The sequence below is a fragment of the Pseudomonas sp. IT-P395 genome (genome assembly GCF_949767675.1).
Lineage (GTDB): Bacteria > Pseudomonadota > Gammaproteobacteria > Pseudomonadales > Pseudomonadaceae > Aquipseudomonas.
In genome coordinates this window covers 284,476-300,372 of sequence record NZ_CATKPW010000011.1, presented here as the reverse complement: position 1 = coordinate 300,372, position 15,897 = coordinate 284,476, and the positions used below count along the sequence as shown (strand labels likewise).

Genomic DNA, 15,897 nt, shown 5'->3' with positions numbered 1-15,897 from the left:
GATGGCTATTCGCGTCCAGCACAAAAGCTTCGACGTCGGCCAGTTGACGGCTGATCTGCACGCGCGCAATCCACGGGTCGGCGCGGTGGTGAATTTCGTTGGTTATGTGCGTGATCTGAATGTTGGTCAGAGCGTGAATGAATTGTTTCTTGAGCACTATCCGGGCATGACCGAAAAAGCCCTCGAACAGATCGCCGAGGAGGCCCGCGAGCGCTGGCCGCTGTTGGGTGTGGAGATTGTGCATCGGGTCGGTGCGTTGTCGGTGAGTGAGCCGATTGTGTTTGTCGGGGTCAGCAGCAAGCATCGGCATATGGCGTTCGAGGCGTGCGCGTTCATCATGGACGTGCTCAAGACCCGTGCGCCGTTCTGGAAGCGCGAGACTACGCCTGAGGGTTCTCACTGGGTCGAGGGCCGTGAGAGCGATAGGGATGCGGCGTTGCGCTGGAGCCTGGCGCATGCCTGAAAAGCAAAAGCCCCTCACCCTAGCCCTCCCGAAACGTCGGACCGCCCCGAGGGAGAGGGGACTGATTGGGGGATATTGCAGAGATTCACCGACTTGAAAGATTGGCTCTGAATCCATAATCGACTCGATCTTTCAGGTCGATGGATAACGCCAGACACCTCGGTCGGCCCCCTCTCCCTCTGGGAGAGGGCTGGGGTGAGGGTTAAAAGTCTGATTAGATAGCCACTCCGCCAGGATTCAACTCCGGAGTCTCGCTTGAGCACAGCGCCGAACAACCTGCCCCGCCCCGATCCCGTCACCCTGCGCCAGGCCTGGCGCTTCTGGCTGAAACTCGGCTGCATCGGTTTCGGCGGGCCGGCCGGGCAGATCGCGATCATGCATCAGGAGTTGGTCGAGCGTCGGCGCTGGATCTCCGAAAAGCGTTTTCTGCACGCACTCAACTACTGCATGTTGCTGCCCGGCCCCGAGGCTCAGCAACTGGCGACTTACATCGGCTGGCTGCTGCATCGCACCTGGGGCGGTGTCATCGCCGGTGCGCTGTTTGTGCTGCCGTCGCTGTTCATTCTGATTGGCTTGTCGTGGCTGTACGTCGCTTTCGGTGACGTGCCGGCGGTGGCCGGGGTGTTTTACGGGATCAAACCGGCAATCACCGCGATTGTGTTGCACGCCGCACATCGCATCGGCTCGCGTGCATTGAAGAATGCCTGGCTGTGGGCGATTGCCGGGGCGTCGTTCGTGGCAATTTTCGCCTTCAATCTGCCCTTCCCCTTGATCGTCCTCGGGGCTGCGTTGATCGGCTATCTGGGCGGACGGTTCGCACCGCAGCGGTTCAGCAACACAGGGGCGCGCAACAGCGAGAAATCCTTCGGCCCGGCGTTGATCGATGACGATACGCCGGCCCCCGAACATGCCCGTTTCAGCCTGCCGAAGCTCCTGCGTCTGGCTTTGATCGGCGCAGTGCTCTGGTGTTTACCGATGGCGTTGTTGACCGCATTATTCGGCTGGGACGGCACGTTCACGCAAATGGCCTGGTTCTTCACCAAAGCCGCCCTGCTCACGTTTGGCGGCGCCTACGCGGTGCTGCCTTACGTTTATCAGGGTGCCGTCGGGCATTACGGCTGGTTGACGCCGACACAGATGATCGACGGCCTCGCCCTCGGCGAAACCACCCCCGGCCCGCTGATCATGGTGGTGGCGTTTGTCGGTTTCGTCGGTGCCTACGTGCAACCGGCGTTCGGCCCAGAACATGCCTTTGCCGCCGGCGCACTGGCAGCAACGCTGGTGACCTGGTTCACCTTCCTGCCCTCGTTTCTGTTCATCCTCGCCGGCGGGCCATTGGTGGAATCGACGCACAACGAACTGAAGTTCACCGCACCGCTGACGGCAATTACCGCCGCCGTGGTCGGGGTGATTGTGAATCTGGCGTGTTTCTTCGCTTATCACGTGTTCTGGCCGAATGGCTTTAACGGGGCGACAGATGTTTTTTCAGTGGCGCTGGCCGTTGCGGCGGCATTGGCCTTGTTCGTGTTCAAACGCGGTGTGATCAGTGTGTTGATCGTTTGCGCCCTCGCCGGGCTGGGCTTTGAACTGATGCGCTGAACCCTGGCCTGCGAATCTCCCGTTTACACGCCCGCGAATTCCCCCTTACTATCCGGGCACACCGGTCGGCGGGCATCCCCCGCCACCGACGTTTTCCGCCAACGGAAACACGCGTTATGAGTACGTCACTACAACAACCAGAATCGTTGAACGTCTCTACCCTGCGCGCCCTCTCTCACAGGGGCGGCGTATGAATCGTATCGTCAATCTCCCCATGGCCCTGCGCCGTTCCAAGCTGCGTCACTCCGCACGCCCGCCGGATATCGCCCGGTCTGTCTGATCGCGTCCGCTAAAGAACCGCGACAGTCCCCTGCTTCTTGATATCCCTGCCAGGACACCTACGCCTTTTTGCCGCGTCGTGTCCGGCCCGAATCTGCGCGCCTGTGCGGCGCCATCGTGAGTGATTGATTATGAAATTCGCAGCCATCGAAGACGCACGCCTGTTCCTTGACCAGAACCCCGATATCGACATGATCGAGTTGTTCATTCTCGACGCCAACGGCGTGCCACGCGGCAAGCTGTTGCACCGCGAAGAACTGCTCGCCGTGTACCAAAGCGGTCGACCGCTACCAAGCACCATCCTCGGTCTGACCGTGCAGGGTGAAGACGTCGAGAACTCCGGCCTGGTCTGGGACGTCGGCGATATCGACTGCCGCGCCTATCCGCTGGAAGGCAGTCTGGTGCGCCTGCCATGGCGGCAGATTCCGACCGCCGCCGTACAGGTCAGCATGCACCCGACCGAGGGCATGCCTGCGAGCATCGCCGACCCGCGACACTTGCTGATCAAGGTCATCGACGGGCTCAAGGCCGAGGGTTATCACCCGGTGATGGCCTGCGAACTGGAGTTCTACTTGCTCGATGCCAAACGCGATCACAACGGCCGTCCGCAACCGGCACTGGACGCTGACGGTGGTCGACCGCGACACACTCAGGTGTACGGTTTACGCGAACTGGAGCAGATCGAACCGTTCCTCGCCGACCTCTACAGCGCCTGCAAACTGCACGGCATTCCGGCGCGCACGGCGATCTCCGAATACGCGCCGGGTCAGGTCGAAATCACCCTCGAACATGGCGACGCGCTGGAGGCGATGGATCAGGCGGTGCGCTACAAACGTCTGGTCAAAGCCATCGCCCACAAGCACGGCATGCAGGCAACGTTCATGGCCAAGCCGTTCGATGATCTGGCCGGCACCGGCATGCACATGCATGTGAGTCTGGCCGATGGCGCGGGACACAATCTGTTTGCCTCGGAAGACCCGGCCGGCACGCCGCTGCTGCGCACGGCGATTGGCGGCATGCTCGCGTCATTGCTCGATTCGCTGCTGCTGTTCTGCCCTAACGCCAACTCGTACCGGCGCTTTCAGGCCAACAGCTACGCGCCGCTGGCGCCGACCTGGGGCGTCGACAATCGTACTGTCAGCCTGCGCGTGCCCGGTGGCCCGGCCAACACCCGGCACATCGAACACCGCATCTGCGGCGCCGACGCCAACCCGTATCTGGCAGCGGCGGCGATCCTTGCCGGGATTCATCGTGGCATTCGTGAAGACCTTGATCCGGGTGCGCCGGTCGAGGGCAATGGTTATGCGCAGGCGAAGGAATTGCTGCCGACGGATTGGCTGACGTCGCTGCAGGCGCTGGAAAATTCGGTGTGGGCGCGGGATGCATTGGGGCAGGAATTTCTCGGGGTGTATCTGGCGGTGAAGCGTGCCGAGTATCGACAGTTCATGGCCGAAGTGGGTGAGCAGGATTGGCGGTGGTATCTCACCGACGCCTGAATATTCACCACTATCCCTTGTAGGAGTGAGCCTGCTCGCGATGAGGCCATGTCAGTCACATCATAGGTGAATGACACACCGCTATCGCGAGCAGGCGAAGGCCTACAGGGACCGCGTACAACCGAAGAATTTGTGTGGACACTGACATGACCGAACGCTGCAATTCCTACTACACCGCCACCCTTAACCAAGACACCGACTACCCGACCCTGCAAGGCCGGCACAAGGTTGACGTGGTGATCATCGGCGGCGGCTTTACCGGCGTCGCCACCGCCGTCGAACTCGCTGAAAAAGGCATCAAAGTCGCCATCGTCGAAAGCCACAAAATCGGCTGGGGCGCCACCGGGCGCAATGGCGGACAAGTCACCGGCAGCCTTTCCGGCGACGGCGCGATGCGCAAACAGATGCGCGCGAAACTCGGCAATGAAGTCGATGATTTCATCTGGCACCTGCGCTGGCGCGGACATGAAATCATCCAGCAACGCGTCGAGAAATACGGCATTCAATGCGACCTCAAACACGGCCACTTGCACGCCGCGTACAAGCCCAGCCACATGACTGATTTGCGTAAGGATCATGAAGAAGCCGTACGGCGCGGATTAGGCGATGAAGTCAGCCTGCTCGACCGCAGTCAGGTGCGTGATCTGCTGCAAAGCGACCTCTACCACGGCGCAATCAAGAATACCCGCAACATGCATCTGCACCCGCTCAACCTGTGCATCGGTGAAGCGCGGGCGGCGGAAAGTCTCGGGGCGCTGATCTTCGAAAACAGCGAAGTGCTGGAGATCATTCACGGCGCTACACCCGGTGTGCGCACGGCTCACGGGCAGATCGACGCCAATCAGGTGATGCTCGCCGGCGACGTCTATCACGAGCTCGAACCGGGGCAGCTCAAGGGCAAGATTTTCCCGGCCATGGGCGGCATCGTCACCACCGCACCGCTCGGCGATCTGGCGAAACAGATCAACCCCGAAGACCTCGCGGTGTACGACTGCCGCTTCGTCCTCGACTACTACCGCCTCACCGCCGACGGCCGCTTGTTGTTCGGTGGCGGCGCCAACTACAGCGGCAAGGATTCACGGGACATCGCCGCCGAGCTGCGCCCGTGCATCGAGCAGACCTTCCCGGCGCTCAAAGGCGTGCAGATCGATTACCAGTGGAGCTGCGCAATGGGCATCGTCATCAACCGCATCCCGCAACTGGGCAAGCTCTCGGATAACGTCTGGTATTGCCAGGGCTACTCGGGGCACGGCATCGCGACCACGCACATCATGGGCGAAATCATGGGCCGGGCGATCACCGGGCAGATGGAGCAGTTCGATACGTTTGCCCAGTGCCAGCACATTCGTGTGCCGATGGGGGATTTGCTCGGTAACCCGTTGTTGGCGGCGGGGATGTGGTACTACCAGATGCTTGAGCGACTTCGCTAAGCCTGTGTTGATCCTGCTGACCCCATCGCTGGCAAGCCAGCTCCCACAGTGTCCGTGGCGTACCCAAATTTCATGTACACCGCAAAAACCTGTGGGAGCTGGCTTGCCAGCGATGAGGCCATCAGCCCCACCCCAAAACCTCAATCCGGCAACTGCTCCACCACAATCCCCAACCGCCGATAATCCTCGACACTCCCCGACGCCACATGCCGCTCGGTAATCAGCGTATGCAGGCGCGAACACGGCGCCACCACAAACGGCTCCACCGCCCCGAGCTTGTCCGCCGTGGTCACCGCAATCACCCGCGCGGCGCCATCGAGCATCGCCTGCTTCACCGGCACTTCATCGAAATGCAGCGAAGTGATCCCCACTTCCGGATGAATCGCACAAACCCCGGTAATCGCCAGATCCGCCCTGATCCCGGCCAGCAGCCGTAGCGCCTCATGCCCACCCGCCGCCATCGTCCGCGGGTTCAACTGGCCGCCAGCGAGAATCACTTTCACAGCCTTGAATTCAGACAGGGCAATCGCCGTCATCGGTGAAGCGGTCACCGCCGTGATGCTGATATCTGCACGCAACGAGCGCGCAACTTGTAGCGTGGTCGAGCCGGAATCGAACAGCACAATCTGCCCGTCTTCAATTTCCTGCGCGGCCCGTTGCGCCAGGCGGACTTTCACTTCATCAGTCTCATCCAACCGCGTGAAGTAATCCTTGCCGGAGTCTTTCGGACGCGGCAATGCCCCGCCGTGTACGCGTTGCACCAGCCCGGCGTTGTCCAGTTCGGCGAGGTCGCGGCGGATGGTGTCTTCGGACACCGCAAAGTGCTGACTCAGCTCGGAGGCCATGACCTTGCCGTCACGTTCGAGGAGCAAAAGGATTTTCTGCCGGCGCAGAGAGGGCAGTTCGGCTGCGGAATGATCGTGCATGGTTATGCCTGTTTATGCTTGTAATTGCAGGTTTCGCAAGACTAGCGAAAGCCCCAAGTAAACACAAACCGACCGGGTATCAATCGTTTCGATCATTGGAATCGACAAGGCGAATTTTTTCTTTGCTTTCAACCTGTTCAGAATGGCCGCACTTCTAAAAGGCTCAGGATGAATACCTCATGAATCTAAATTTTGCGTTTGCGTGCATGATCGTCGTGTCGTTTGCGATTGCCCTCGGCCACGCCTGACTGCGCCTCAGACCGACGCCAGCAAATGCGCGCGCAGCCATTTGTGCGCCGGATCGCGATGCGAGCGTTCACCCCAGAACATCGCCATCTCGTAACCGGGTACTTCCAGCGGCGCGTCGACCACTTGCAACGCCGGGTTGCCACGCACCAGGCGTGACGGCAGCATCGCCACCAGATCGGTGGCCGCCAGCACCGACATCGCCATCAGAAAGTGCGGCACCGACAACACCACTTTGCGCATCAGCCCGACATCGGCCAACGCTCGATCAGTCACCCCGAAAAAGCCTCCGCCCTCGCGCGACACCATCACGTGTTCCAGCGCGCAGAACTGTTCGCGGCTCGGCGCATGCATCAAACCTGGATGCCCGACTCTACCGGCCAGCACATAACGCTCGGTGAACAGCGGCCGTCGATGCAGCTCCGGCGGCGCATCTTCGGTGATGTGCAGCGCCAGATCGAACACGCCTTGCTCGGCCTGTTTGACCAGATGCGCCGGGGTCAGATCGATCACCGCCAGCCGCGTGCCCGGCGCCTGTTCACGCAAACTGCTCAGCGCCGGCAACACCACCGTCGACTCGCCGTAATCGGTCGCGGCGACTTTCCAGGTGTGCGTCGCCAGCGCCGGGTCGAACGCACTGGCCGGCGCCACCGCCCTCTCCAACGCCTCCAACGCTTCGCGCAACGGCTCACGTAACTCATCGGCGCGTGCCGTCGGGCGCATGCCACGCGGCCCGGGCAACAGCAGCGGATCGCCAAAGATGTCGCGCAACTTGGCCAGATGCACGCTCACCGACGGCTGCGACAGGTTCAGGCGCTGCGCCGCGCGGGTGACATTGTGCTCCGACAGCAGCACATCAAGGGTCAGCAGCAGATTGATATCCAGTCGTCTCAAATTATTCATGGCTATACCAGACATATCAGACATTCATTTCCAATATACCGGTTGAACGCCGATCCTGCAGTCACTCAGCTAACGGAGCTTCAACATGAAAGTGCTACTGGTTTACGCCCATCCAGAACCGACTTCCCTCAACGGCTCGCTGCGCGACTTCAGCGTCCAGCGCCTGCAAGCCGCCGGCCACACCGTGCAGGTCTCAGACCTCTACGCGATGAACTGGAAAGCCAGCCTCGACGCCGAAGACGCCCCTGAGCGCGATGCGACGAAACCGTTCCACGCCTCCCTCGACTCGAAAGTCGCGTACGCCGAAGGCACTCAGGCTGCCGACATCGCCCGTGAGCAGGAGAAACTGCTGTGGGCTGACGCGCTGATCCTGCAGTTTCCATTGTGGTGGTTCACCATGCCGGCGATTCTCAAAGGCTGGGTCGATCGGGTGTATGCATACGGCTTTGCCTATGGCGTCGGCGAACATTCCGACAGTCGTTGGGGCGAGCGTTATGGCGAAGGGAAAATGAAAGGCAAACGGGCGATGTTGATGGTTACCACTGGCGGCTGGGAATCGCACTATGCGCCGCGCGGGATTAACGGGCCGATGGATGATTTGCTGTTTCCGATTCAACACGGGATTTTGTATTACCCCGGTTTTGAAGTGGTGCCGCCGTTTGTGGTGTATCGGACAAGTCGGATGGATGCGGCGCGGTATGCCGAGACTTGTGATGAACTGGGGCGGCGGCTGGATGAGCTGTGGAGTACGAGGCCGATCGGGTTTCGGCAGCAGAATGGTGGGGAGTATGAGATTCCTGCTTTGACTTTGAAGAGCGATATCGCGCCGGATAGCGAAGGCTTCGACGCACACATCCGCTAGTGCCGCATCGACCACGTAGAGCAAAAGCCCCTCACCCTAACCCTCTCCCAGAGGGAGAGGGGACTGACCGAGTTGTTTTTCCGAGCTACGCCGACCTGGAATATCGAGCCGAACTCAAGTTTTGAACAGCCCACAATCGACTCCCTTCCCCCCCTCGCCCACTTGGGAGAGAGGCGACTGACCGAGTTGTTTTTTCGAGCTACGCCGACCTGGAATATCGAGCCGAACTCAAGTTTTGAACAGCCCACAATCGGCTCCCTTCCCCCTCGCCCACCTGGGTGAGCGGGCTGGTTTTTTTTCGAGCTACGCCGACCTGGTATATCGAGCCGAACTCAAGTTTTGAACAGCCCACAATCGGCTCCCTTCCCCCTCGCCCCCCTGGGGGAGAGGGCTGGGGTGAGGGGGATGGATCTAACTGACACGCAGCAACATGCAGGCATCAGTGGCTCCGGTCAGGTTTCCTCCCGCGCCCTCCGCACCTGCACCAACAACGCCGGGGCAAAATGCAGCAACACCATCCGGCTCAAATGATGAGTCAGGATAAATACCACATTCAGCCCGCCACCAAACGCGACAATCGCAATCGTCTCAATCGCCCCCGGCATGTACGCCAGCCATAGCGACAGCGGATCACTGCCCAACCAGCGTGCCGCGACTTCAGCAAACACCGCCGCCACCACGATCATCAAACCCACTGAGACCAACGCCGTGCGGCCATGACGCCCCAGTTCCGCGACGCCAAGTCCCTGAAACCTTGAGCCGATCCGCACGCCGAGAATCAGCGCCGCCAGATTCAAACTCCAGTCCGGCATGTGAAAACCGTGCAGCCATCCCGACTTCACAAACACCGCCGTGATGATGATCGCGGTGAGCATGAACGGCGCCGGGACACCGATCACCAACAGCAAGCGTCCGAGCAGTACGCTCAATGCGATCACCGAAAACGCGGTCAGTGCCATGCCTGTCGTTAAAGGATCACCATCGGCAACCGCCACCGCAGCCGCCTGGCCGGGAATCAGGAAACTCACCAGTACCGTGATCAGCAGCAAGCGCATCAGATGCACAATGATGACCTTGCTCGACGCTTTCTCCGACTCGAGTAAATCGAACACCGCTGCCAATGCGCCGGGATAAACCGCCAACAGCGCATCGGTACGGTTCCAGCCTGCGCCGCGCGTCAGCCACCATCCGGCCAACGCGATTTGCACCGTCAGGCAAATCAGCAACACACCAAGGCTAGGCAACATCGTCGAGGCCGTCTCGCTGTCCCACGCTTCGAACATCAGCCCGGTGGCGATACCCAGCGTGACCTGGATGTAGCCCAGTCCATAAGGCGTTGCCGGCGCGATACCGGTTTTGCTGGCAAACAATGCGGTGACGACAATCGAGCCTAACAACAAACCGTGGGGCACGCCTTCGAACTGCAACAGCGCGCCGAAACCGGCAGCAATCAACAAACAGAGAATGGATTTCATAGTCGCCTTCCTGGCTATCTGCCTGACACACCACAACCCCTGTAGGAGCCTTCGGCAGCTCCTACAGGGAATGTATTCGTTTTCAGCCGCGCAACCGTCCAATCGCGCGACGGTATTTCTCGATCCGCTCCAAATCCTCCCAACTTGGTGAGGCAATTCGCGACAGGTCGCTGTTCTCCTCCAAGTCCGCCAGCTTCACCACCCGACCGATCGGGTTCTGTGCGGCGCGGTCGACGAAGTCTTCATAGGATTCGCCCGGCACTTTGGTCACGGATTCGATAGCGCTCAAAACGTCTTCGCTGAAGCCTTCTTTGCGCAGATCAACGAGGCTGATGCCGCAATCCTCAACCACATCGTGCAGCACAGCGACGATGCGTTCTTCCAATGTGGTCATGCGCAACATGACTTTCAGCGGATGCAAAATATACGGCGCGCCGCCCTTGTCGACCTGCCCGGCGTGGGCCGTGGCGGCGATGGCGATTGCACGTTCGAGGGTCTGGGTCATGGGGTTCTCCGAGGGTTAAACGCCGTAGCGGCCGCCGACATGGATGTTGCGTTTGAGCCAGTTGCCGATGGCCTTAAGACGCCCGACTGGCTTCGCTGACCCGCAATGCCGCTGAAGGATCAGCGACACCAAACCAGCCTGATCGGCTTTTGGATGGGCATCGATCAACTCGGCAACCCACGCGCAATCAGCCTTATTCAAATGCTCACGCCACTCTCCCGGCCAGGCGTCCAGCTCATCCAGCGCCAACCATCGCGCACCGCCATGCTCCATATGCCCGCCGGACATCGACTGTTCGAAACAGAAAGGCGTGTCTGGCTTTGCAGGGTCAATGTGAAACAGATAGATGTCGTGGAATGGATGCTGCGAGGGGGGCGCGTTATTGCGGCTGCCGATTTCAATCATGGGCAATGTTCCAATCCTTGGGCGCTGAATGTTTCCGATTGTTTCGCAGTGTACGCGATAGGAGCAAATCAAAAACCCGATGGAACCCCCTCCTCCGCACAATCTCGAAACTGTATCAGCGCCAAATCCTCGATCAGACACGGCGCCATTGGAGAGGAAAGCCCGATGAACATTCGATTCCTGCTTCTGATCGCCCCCTTCGCCGTCATCCCCACCTGCGTCATGGCCGAAGGCTGCGACGTCCAGACCCAATCCTCCAGCGCCTCGGTGCCAGCGGTGGAAACCCACAGCTGTTATGAATATGAAGGCATGCCGGTCAACTCAATCGACTGGTCGTGCAGCAACGAAAGCAAGGACATGCTGAGCAGCACTAAAACCAAGGTTGAACACTGCGCCGATCACTATCAGGCCACGTGTATCGCCACGATCACCCAGGAATCCCTGGCCAACCCGCATTCCACCAGCAAGGACAAAAACGCCAAAGCCCTGAATATCCCCGACAACGCGCAAGTGACCACGTATTACTACGACGTGGAGCATTTGGCGCAGGCGCGGATTGATTGTGAGAATGGTGGCGGGCATTGGAAAACGAAGTAAACGACTGATTTCCATGCCAGCGACAGGCAAAGAAAAGCCCGGCTCAAAAGGACCGGGCTTTTTAGTGCGCAATATCCGTTAACCACCGCCGTTACCACCACTGCTGCTACCGGACGGTTGACCCGCAGGGCTGGGCTTGGAGGCAGAAGGCACCGGCCCATTGTCGGTCTTGCCACCATCACCACCCTTGGGCAGCGAGTCGGCATCCGGGTCGGCATTGGTGGCTGGAGACGCCGGATCACGCGTCTGGCTGTTGCCGTCGTTCGCTGTCGGGGTCGGCGTTTCGCCGGCCGCGATCGCGTACAGCGAACTGCCGGACAGCAAGGCCGCGAGGGTTAACACCGCGATTTTATGGTTCAGCATGGTGGTTCTTCCTTTGCTGGGTGAGTTACAGCATTGGAAGAGTGGCTGGCTCGAAGGTGCGGTGTATTGGATGAATGGTCATGGTTTAGGCGAAAAAAAACCGACGCCTGTTCAGGCATCGGTTTCCCCTATTGGTGACAGGAACCGGATATCAGCGCTTCATCGCTTCACACTGGCTGCGCAGAATCTTTAAATCGGCACTCATTCTTTGGGCGTACTGACCAAGCAGGCAGAGAAGTATTTGTTCTGGAATTCAGTGGTCGCGGCCGTTTGCTGCTCTGCGGTTTCGCGCCGTGGCTCTTCATACGCATCTTGAATGAGCCTCTGATACATCTTGGTGATCAACTTATTCTCATTTTTTTCCGAAATGTCCCAAAGCGTCGCCATGGGAGCGCCATCCTGACGTGCCTGCATCACGACCATCGCGGCGTTTTCAAGGATCTTGCAGCCTTTCAGATATTCGGTTTTTGAGATGGCCTGTGCGGAAAAGCTGCAAGTAAGTAATGCAGCACAGACAAAGAGACGATTACGTAGCACAGTGGTCTTCCTTGGAAAAATGGCCCGGGACTCTATCATCGATATCGTAATGCCATCAATTCGAACTGATCTGCAAGGTTCAACGTTTCAGGGCTTCGCAGCGGGTGCGCAGGTCATGGTTGTCGATATTCCCGCAACTGCTGCCGCCGGTCGTGGCGTTGCAATAGGCTCGTTGATCATGGTCATCGATGTTGCCGCATGAACTGTTGCCCTGCTCCGCATTGCACCGCGCACGCAAGTCGTGATTATCAATATTGCCGCAACTGCTGCCGCTCTTCTTCGCGTTGCAGTAGGCGCGCTGATCATGGTCATCGATGTTGCCGCAGGAGCTGCCACCCAACTCGGCGTTGCACGAGGCGCGCAAATCGTGATTATCGATATTGCCGCAACTGCTGCCGCTCTCCCTCGCATTGCAATAGGCCCGCTGATCGTGGTCGTCGATGTTCCCGCAACTGGCGAACGTGTAACTGCTGAACATCAACAACATGGCGAGTAATAGTCTCATCACACACTTCCTTGGGTTGCCAGGAAACAGCCTGGCACTGGTTGATCCTGTTCAATGAGCGTCGCGACAAGCCATCAAATTGACATCGCTTTTTAGGAAAGTTCCAAATCGAGGGGTGTGCGGATTTGAGTTCTGAAAAAGGCGTAGGAAAACGCGTCGTGTGGTGAGGGGATTCGTCCGTCGAGGGCGATGAAGTGGCACAGACATGGCGAGCTTTTTTGCCCTGAGACTTCGAACGCATCGGATTACGTCGATTGCACCTTGAAACGCGGTTTTACGGCATTCCAACCGGCTCCCTCGCCGACCGGTTTTGCGTCCTACAAGTCGGTTGGGGCTGATGAGATTGCTGCCTAGGGGCTTTGTAAAGAGCGAATGAAAAACAACCGAAGAAAGGATAGGCATTAGACCATGAGAAAATCCTGACTTTTTGGTGATATGCCTTATCGCATATCGCTTTAACAACCTGTCAACTTTAACAGGTGTATTTTTCGCAGATATATATAAATTTAGTTAGGTAATATCTCATTCACTGAAATCACCGGAAGGAATAAAACATGAATATCTATCGCGACTCTATTCGAGCTCTCTTGGTAGCCAGCGCGATTGGCTATGCCAGCCTTTCGATGGCTGGAATGGTAGATACCGAACAATCAGTACGTGGCGATAAGGCTGTATATGTAACCTGTACGGAAGCCGAAAAACGCAATGGTCAATGCCAAGACAAATGACGCTTGCAGAACAGCAGACGAAAAGAAACCGCAATAACGCGGTTTCTTTCTAACTACCGTCTTCTGATAACTGCAATTAAACCACACACTAGCGTGTCAGAAATTCGCCGGCGTATTCGCACTAATAATCTCAGCCTCATCCGCCCCGATATTCCGAAACTTATGCGGCAGCGTGGTCGGGAAGTAATACCCATCCCCTGCATTCAACACACTCACCGACCCATCCACGGTCAACTCAACCGTACCCCGAGTCACCAGTCCACACTCCTCACCCTCAGCATGCACAATCGGCTCTTCCCCCGAACTCGCACCCGGTGCGTATTGCTCGCGCAGCAAGCGCATCTGCCGGCTTGGCACCGAGGCGCCAATCAGCAGCAGGCGCAGGCCGTGGCGGCCGAGGTCGGGTTGTTCGTTGGCGCGGAAGACGTATTGGTGTTCGCGCGGGGGTTGGTCGAAGGTGAAGAAGTCGGCCAGGGACATGGGTATGCCTTCGAGCAGCTTTTTCAGTGAGCTGACGGAGGGGCTGACGCGATTTTGTTCGATCAGGGAGATGGTGGCATTGGTCACGCCGCTACGCCGGGCCAGCTCGCGCTGGGAGAGTTTGTAGCTTTCGCGTACTAGTTTGAGTCGAGAACCCGTATCCATGACTGCCTTATGTGAGAAGTACTTAGGCTCTGCGCGAAAACTGCCTGCGCGACGATCATGCTGCGTTAAAAACAGGCTCGGAATGCTCATGTAGGGCCCTACACTCCGCTTCCTCGCCTGTTTTTGCCTTGCCTGATCGCCGCTCGGCGGTTCTCGCGCAGACCCACGGGTAATGGGGGGGGGGTGGCGGGTTCCGCGCGTGGGGCGCGGATCACGTTGCTCCCGTGTCCCGGAACCGTGAAAGGCGGCTATTAAATCACGTTTGCCGGTGTTGCTCAGCAGGTTCGATGGACGGTGGGTGAAATGAACCTGCCGGTGGTAATTCTGGGCTGAATACAAAACCTGTGGGAGCTGGCTTGCCAGCGATCGGGTGGCACATTCAACATCCCTTTTGCTGAAAGACCGCCATCGCTGGCAAGCCAGCTCCCACAGGTTTTGTGGTGTGTCAGCGGGAGTGATGGTGTCTTTTCTAACCTCATCACGAGCAGGCTCACTCCTACAATTTAAGCTTTAGTGTTTCGGTCGGATTGATGTTGTGTTTGCTGGCCTCATCGCTGGCAAGCCAGCTCCCACATTTGGATATCAGGGAGTGTTGCGATAAGAAAAACCGGCGGGGTCTTGGGGCCGCCGCCGGGGAGGTAACTTAGATGCCAAAGCGGTCGCGCAGCGAGTAGTAGACGGCGCCGAGGGCAGTCAGTGGCGCGGAGAAGGTGCGACCACCGAGCATTGGCATGTGCGGCAGCGATGCGAAGGCGTCGAAGCGTTCGGCGTCGCCGCGGATCATTTCCGAGATCAGTTTGCCGGCGAGGTGCGAGCAGGTGACGCCGTGGCCGCTGTAGCCTTGCATGTAGTAGGCGTTCTTTTCGATGCGGCCGAATTGCGGCATGCGTGACATGGTCAGCAGGAAGTTGCCGGTCCAGCGGTAGTCGATCTTGACGTCTTTGAGCTGCGGGAAGGTCTTGAGGATCTTCGGGCGGATCAGTTGTTCGATGTCGTCCGGTTCACGCGCGCCGTAGACCACGCCGCCGCCGTAGAGCAGACGGTTGTCGGCCGTCAGGCGGTAGTAATCCAGCAGGTAATTGCAGTCTTCGACGCAGTAGTTGTTGGTGATCAGGCTGCGCGCCTGTTTTTCGGTCAACGGTTCGGTGACGACGATCTGCGAACCGCACGGCATGCTTTTCGCGGTCACGCGGTTGTCGAGACCTTGTGGCAGATAAGCGTTGCCGGCGATCAACAGGTACTTGGCGCGGACCTGGCCTTTGGCGGTGCGCACAACGTTCGGCTCGCCGTATTTGATTTCCACGGCCGCCGATTGCTCGTAAATCTTGCCGCCCAGACGCGTGATCGCCGCCGCTTCACCGAGCGCCAGGTTCAACGGGTGAACGTGGCCGCCCTGCATGTCCAGCAGGCCACCGACGTAAGCATCGGAGCCGACTTCGCGACGAATGTCAGCCGCGTCGAGCATCTTCAGATTGCGGTTGCCGTAACGCTCCCAGCTGCGCTTTTGCTCAGCCAGACCGTTGAGTTGTTTTTTGTTCATCGCTGCGAAGATGCCGCCCGGGCGGTAGTCGCATTTGATGTCGTATTCCTTGATGCGCGAACGAATGATGTCGGCGCCTTCGAAGATCATGCTGCCGAGAATTTCTGCGGTCTTGTCGCCGTAGCGCTCTTCGATCACATCGACGTCACGGCTGTAGGAGTTGACCAGTTGACCGCCGTTGCGCCCGCTGGCGCCGTAGCCGACTTTCGCCGCTTCCAGCACCGTCACTTTGTAGCCGGCTTCGGTGAGGAACAGCGCCGAGGACAGACCGGTGTAGCCGGCGCCGATGATGCAGACGTCGCACTCGACTGACTCTTCCAGAACCGGAAAGTCGATGACTTCGTTGCGGGTGGCGGCGTAGTAGCTGTTTACGTGTTGTTGCTTCATTTTATT

General features: G+C 58.8%; 17 protein-coding genes. 7 read left to right on the top strand and 10 right to left on the bottom strand.

Annotation, left to right across the window (positions count from 1 at the left end; all coding sequences use genetic code 11):
• Position 1 precedes the first annotated feature (1 nt).
• The 4 genes from moaE (at position 2) to ACM6IN_RS09985 (ending at position 5,267) form a co-directional block, all read left to right on the top strand.
• Positions 2-463 (top strand): molybdopterin synthase catalytic subunit MoaE, encoded by a 462-nt coding sequence (gene moaE / locus ACM6IN_RS10000; RefSeq protein ID WP_095113580.1) that lies wholly within the window; start codon positions 2-4, stop codon positions 461-463.
• A gap of 255 nt (positions 464-718) precedes the next feature.
• Positions 719-2,062 carry a chromate efflux transporter gene (gene chrA, locus ACM6IN_RS09995; protein ID WP_007918950.1) on the top strand — a complete coding sequence of 448 codons (1,344 nt, stop codon included), beginning with the start codon at positions 719-721 and terminating at the stop codon, positions 2,060-2,062.
• A gap of 410 nt (positions 2,063-2,472) precedes the next feature.
• On the top strand, positions 2,473-3,837 hold the full coding sequence (locus ACM6IN_RS09990; protein WP_123376706.1) for a glutamine synthetase family protein: 1,365 nt from the start codon (positions 2,473-2,475) through the stop codon (positions 3,835-3,837).
• Positions 3,838-3,983: 146 nt separating this feature from the next.
• Complete coding sequence (locus ACM6IN_RS09985; RefSeq protein WP_414915896.1) at positions 3,984-5,267, top strand: NAD(P)/FAD-dependent oxidoreductase; 1,284 nt, start codon at positions 3,984-3,986, stop codon at positions 5,265-5,267.
• 140 nt (positions 5,268-5,407) lie between these two features.
• Here the strand turns inward: ACM6IN_RS09985 and ACM6IN_RS09980 are convergent, their stop codons facing one another.
• Both ACM6IN_RS09980 and ACM6IN_RS09975 read right to left on the bottom strand, forming a co-directional pair.
• Positions 5,408-6,193, bottom strand: a complete 786-nt coding sequence (locus ACM6IN_RS09980; protein ID WP_414915895.1) for a DeoR/GlpR family DNA-binding transcription regulator — start codon at positions 6,191-6,193, stop codon at positions 5,408-5,410.
• A 255-nt stretch (positions 6,194-6,448) separates the two neighbouring features.
• Positions 6,449-7,342: a LysR family transcriptional regulator gene (locus ACM6IN_RS09975; RefSeq protein ID WP_414915894.1), complete on the bottom strand. Its 894-nt coding sequence runs from the start codon at positions 7,340-7,342 to the stop codon at positions 6,449-6,451.
• A gap of 85 nt (positions 7,343-7,427) precedes the next feature.
• Here ACM6IN_RS09975 and ACM6IN_RS09970 point away from each other — a divergent pair, with 85 nt between their 5' ends.
• Positions 7,428-8,204, top strand: a complete 777-nt coding sequence (locus tag ACM6IN_RS09970; RefSeq protein WP_414915893.1) for an NAD(P)H-dependent oxidoreductase — start codon at positions 7,428-7,430, stop codon at positions 8,202-8,204.
• Between the two features lie 452 nt (positions 8,205-8,656).
• On the opposite strand, the gene ACM6IN_RS09965 is transcribed toward ACM6IN_RS09970, so the two are convergent.
• The 3 genes from ACM6IN_RS09965 to ACM6IN_RS09955 form a co-directional block, all read right to left on the bottom strand.
• Complete coding sequence (locus ACM6IN_RS09965; protein ID WP_414915892.1) at positions 8,657-9,679, bottom strand: AbrB family transcriptional regulator; 1,023 nt, start codon at positions 9,677-9,679, stop codon at positions 8,657-8,659.
• An 82-nt stretch (positions 9,680-9,761) separates the two neighbouring features.
• A complete protein-coding gene (locus ACM6IN_RS09960) occupies positions 9,762-10,184 on the bottom strand; it encodes an HD domain-containing protein (RefSeq protein ID WP_123376700.1) in 423 nt (140 codons plus the stop codon).
• Positions 10,185-10,199: 15 nt separating this feature from the next.
• On the bottom strand, positions 10,200-10,589 hold the full coding sequence (locus ACM6IN_RS09955; RefSeq protein ID WP_007919303.1) for a hypothetical protein: 390 nt from the start codon (positions 10,587-10,589) through the stop codon (positions 10,200-10,202).
• A 165-nt stretch (positions 10,590-10,754) separates the two neighbouring features.
• On the opposite strand from ACM6IN_RS09955, the gene ACM6IN_RS09950 reads away from it, so the two are divergent.
• Positions 10,755-11,186, top strand: coding sequence for a hypothetical protein (locus ACM6IN_RS09950; RefSeq protein ID WP_414915891.1), 432 nt, complete (start codon positions 10,755-10,757; stop codon positions 11,184-11,186).
• Positions 11,187-11,264: 78 nt separating this feature from the next.
• Here the strand turns inward: ACM6IN_RS09950 and ACM6IN_RS09945 are convergent, their stop codons facing one another.
• The 3 genes from ACM6IN_RS09945 to ACM6IN_RS09935 all read right to left on the bottom strand — a co-directional run bounded on the left by ACM6IN_RS09945 (position 11,265) and on the right by ACM6IN_RS09935 (position 12,591).
• Positions 11,265-11,549, bottom strand: coding sequence for a hypothetical protein (locus ACM6IN_RS09945; RefSeq protein WP_007919300.1), 285 nt, complete (start codon positions 11,547-11,549; stop codon positions 11,265-11,267).
• 201 nt (positions 11,550-11,750) lie between these two features.
• Positions 11,751-12,086 (bottom strand): hypothetical protein, encoded by a 336-nt coding sequence (locus ACM6IN_RS09940; protein WP_093440784.1) that lies wholly within the window; start codon positions 12,084-12,086, stop codon positions 11,751-11,753.
• A 79-nt stretch (positions 12,087-12,165) separates the two neighbouring features.
• Positions 12,166-12,591 carry a hypothetical protein gene (locus ACM6IN_RS09935; RefSeq protein ID WP_007919295.1) on the bottom strand — a complete coding sequence of 142 codons (426 nt, stop codon included), beginning with the start codon at positions 12,589-12,591 and terminating at the stop codon, positions 12,166-12,168.
• A gap of 554 nt (positions 12,592-13,145) precedes the next feature.
• On the opposite strand from ACM6IN_RS09935, the gene ACM6IN_RS09930 reads away from it, so the two are divergent.
• Complete coding sequence (locus ACM6IN_RS09930) at positions 13,146-13,319, top strand: hypothetical protein (protein WP_414915890.1); 174 nt, start codon at positions 13,146-13,148, stop codon at positions 13,317-13,319.
• 96 nt (positions 13,320-13,415) lie between these two features.
• On the opposite strand, the gene ACM6IN_RS09925 is transcribed toward ACM6IN_RS09930, so the two are convergent.
• Together ACM6IN_RS09925 and ACM6IN_RS09920 are read right to left on the bottom strand one after the other, a co-directional pair.
• Positions 13,416-13,964: a cupin domain-containing protein gene (locus tag ACM6IN_RS09925; RefSeq protein ID WP_007950154.1), complete on the bottom strand. Its 549-nt coding sequence runs from the start codon at positions 13,962-13,964 to the stop codon at positions 13,416-13,418.
• A 643-nt stretch (positions 13,965-14,607) separates the two neighbouring features.
• A complete protein-coding gene (locus ACM6IN_RS09920) occupies positions 14,608-15,891 on the bottom strand; it encodes an NAD(P)/FAD-dependent oxidoreductase (RefSeq protein ID WP_095113594.1) in 1,284 nt (427 codons plus the stop codon).
• Positions 15,892-15,897: the final 6 nt, after the last annotated feature.

Bases quoted from the DNA above. Each gene is read 5' to 3' on its own strand.
- ACM6IN_RS09960 (WP_123376700.1), bottom strand. From the start codon at position 10,184: ATGACCCAGACCCTCGAACGTGCAATCGCCATCGCCGCCACGGCCCAC.
- ACM6IN_RS09985 (WP_414915896.1), top strand. From the start codon at position 3,984: ATGACCGAACGCTGCAATTCCTACTACACCGCCACCCTTAACCAAGAC.
- ACM6IN_RS09965 (WP_414915892.1), bottom strand. From the start codon at position 9,679: ATGAAATCCATTCTCTGTTTGTTGATTGCTGCCGGTTTCGGCGCGCTG.
- ACM6IN_RS09945 (WP_007919300.1), bottom strand. From the start codon at position 11,549: ATGCTGAACCATAAAATCGCGGTGTTAACCCTCGCGGCCTTGCTGTCC.
- ACM6IN_RS09935 (WP_007919295.1), bottom strand. From the start codon at position 12,591: ATGAGACTATTACTCGCCATGTTGTTGATGTTCAGCAGTTACACGTTC.
- ACM6IN_RS09950 (WP_414915891.1), top strand. From the start codon at position 10,755: ATGAACATTCGATTCCTGCTTCTGATCGCCCCCTTCGCCGTCATCCCC.
- ACM6IN_RS09955 (WP_007919303.1), bottom strand. From the start codon at position 10,589: ATGATTGAAATCGGCAGCCGCAATAACGCGCCCCCCTCGCAGCATCCA.
- ACM6IN_RS09990 (WP_123376706.1), top strand. From the start codon at position 2,473: ATGAAATTCGCAGCCATCGAAGACGCACGCCTGTTCCTTGACCAGAAC.
- ACM6IN_RS09970 (WP_414915893.1), top strand. From the start codon at position 7,428: ATGAAAGTGCTACTGGTTTACGCCCATCCAGAACCGACTTCCCTCAAC.
- ACM6IN_RS09920 (WP_095113594.1), bottom strand. From the start codon at position 15,891: ATGAAGCAACAACACGTAAACAGCTACTACGCCGCCACCCGCAACGAA.
- ACM6IN_RS09925 (WP_007950154.1), bottom strand. From the start codon at position 13,964: ATGGATACGGGTTCTCGACTCAAACTAGTACGCGAAAGCTACAAACTC.
- ACM6IN_RS09980 (WP_414915895.1), bottom strand. From the start codon at position 6,193: ATGCACGATCATTCCGCAGCCGAACTGCCCTCTCTGCGCCGGCAGAAA.
- moaE (WP_095113580.1), top strand. From the start codon at position 2: ATGGCTATTCGCGTCCAGCACAAAAGCTTCGACGTCGGCCAGTTGACG.
- ACM6IN_RS09975 (WP_414915894.1), bottom strand. From the start codon at position 7,342: ATGAATAATTTGAGACGACTGGATATCAATCTGCTGCTGACCCTTGAT.
- ACM6IN_RS09930 (WP_414915890.1), top strand. From the start codon at position 13,146: ATGAATATCTATCGCGACTCTATTCGAGCTCTCTTGGTAGCCAGCGCG.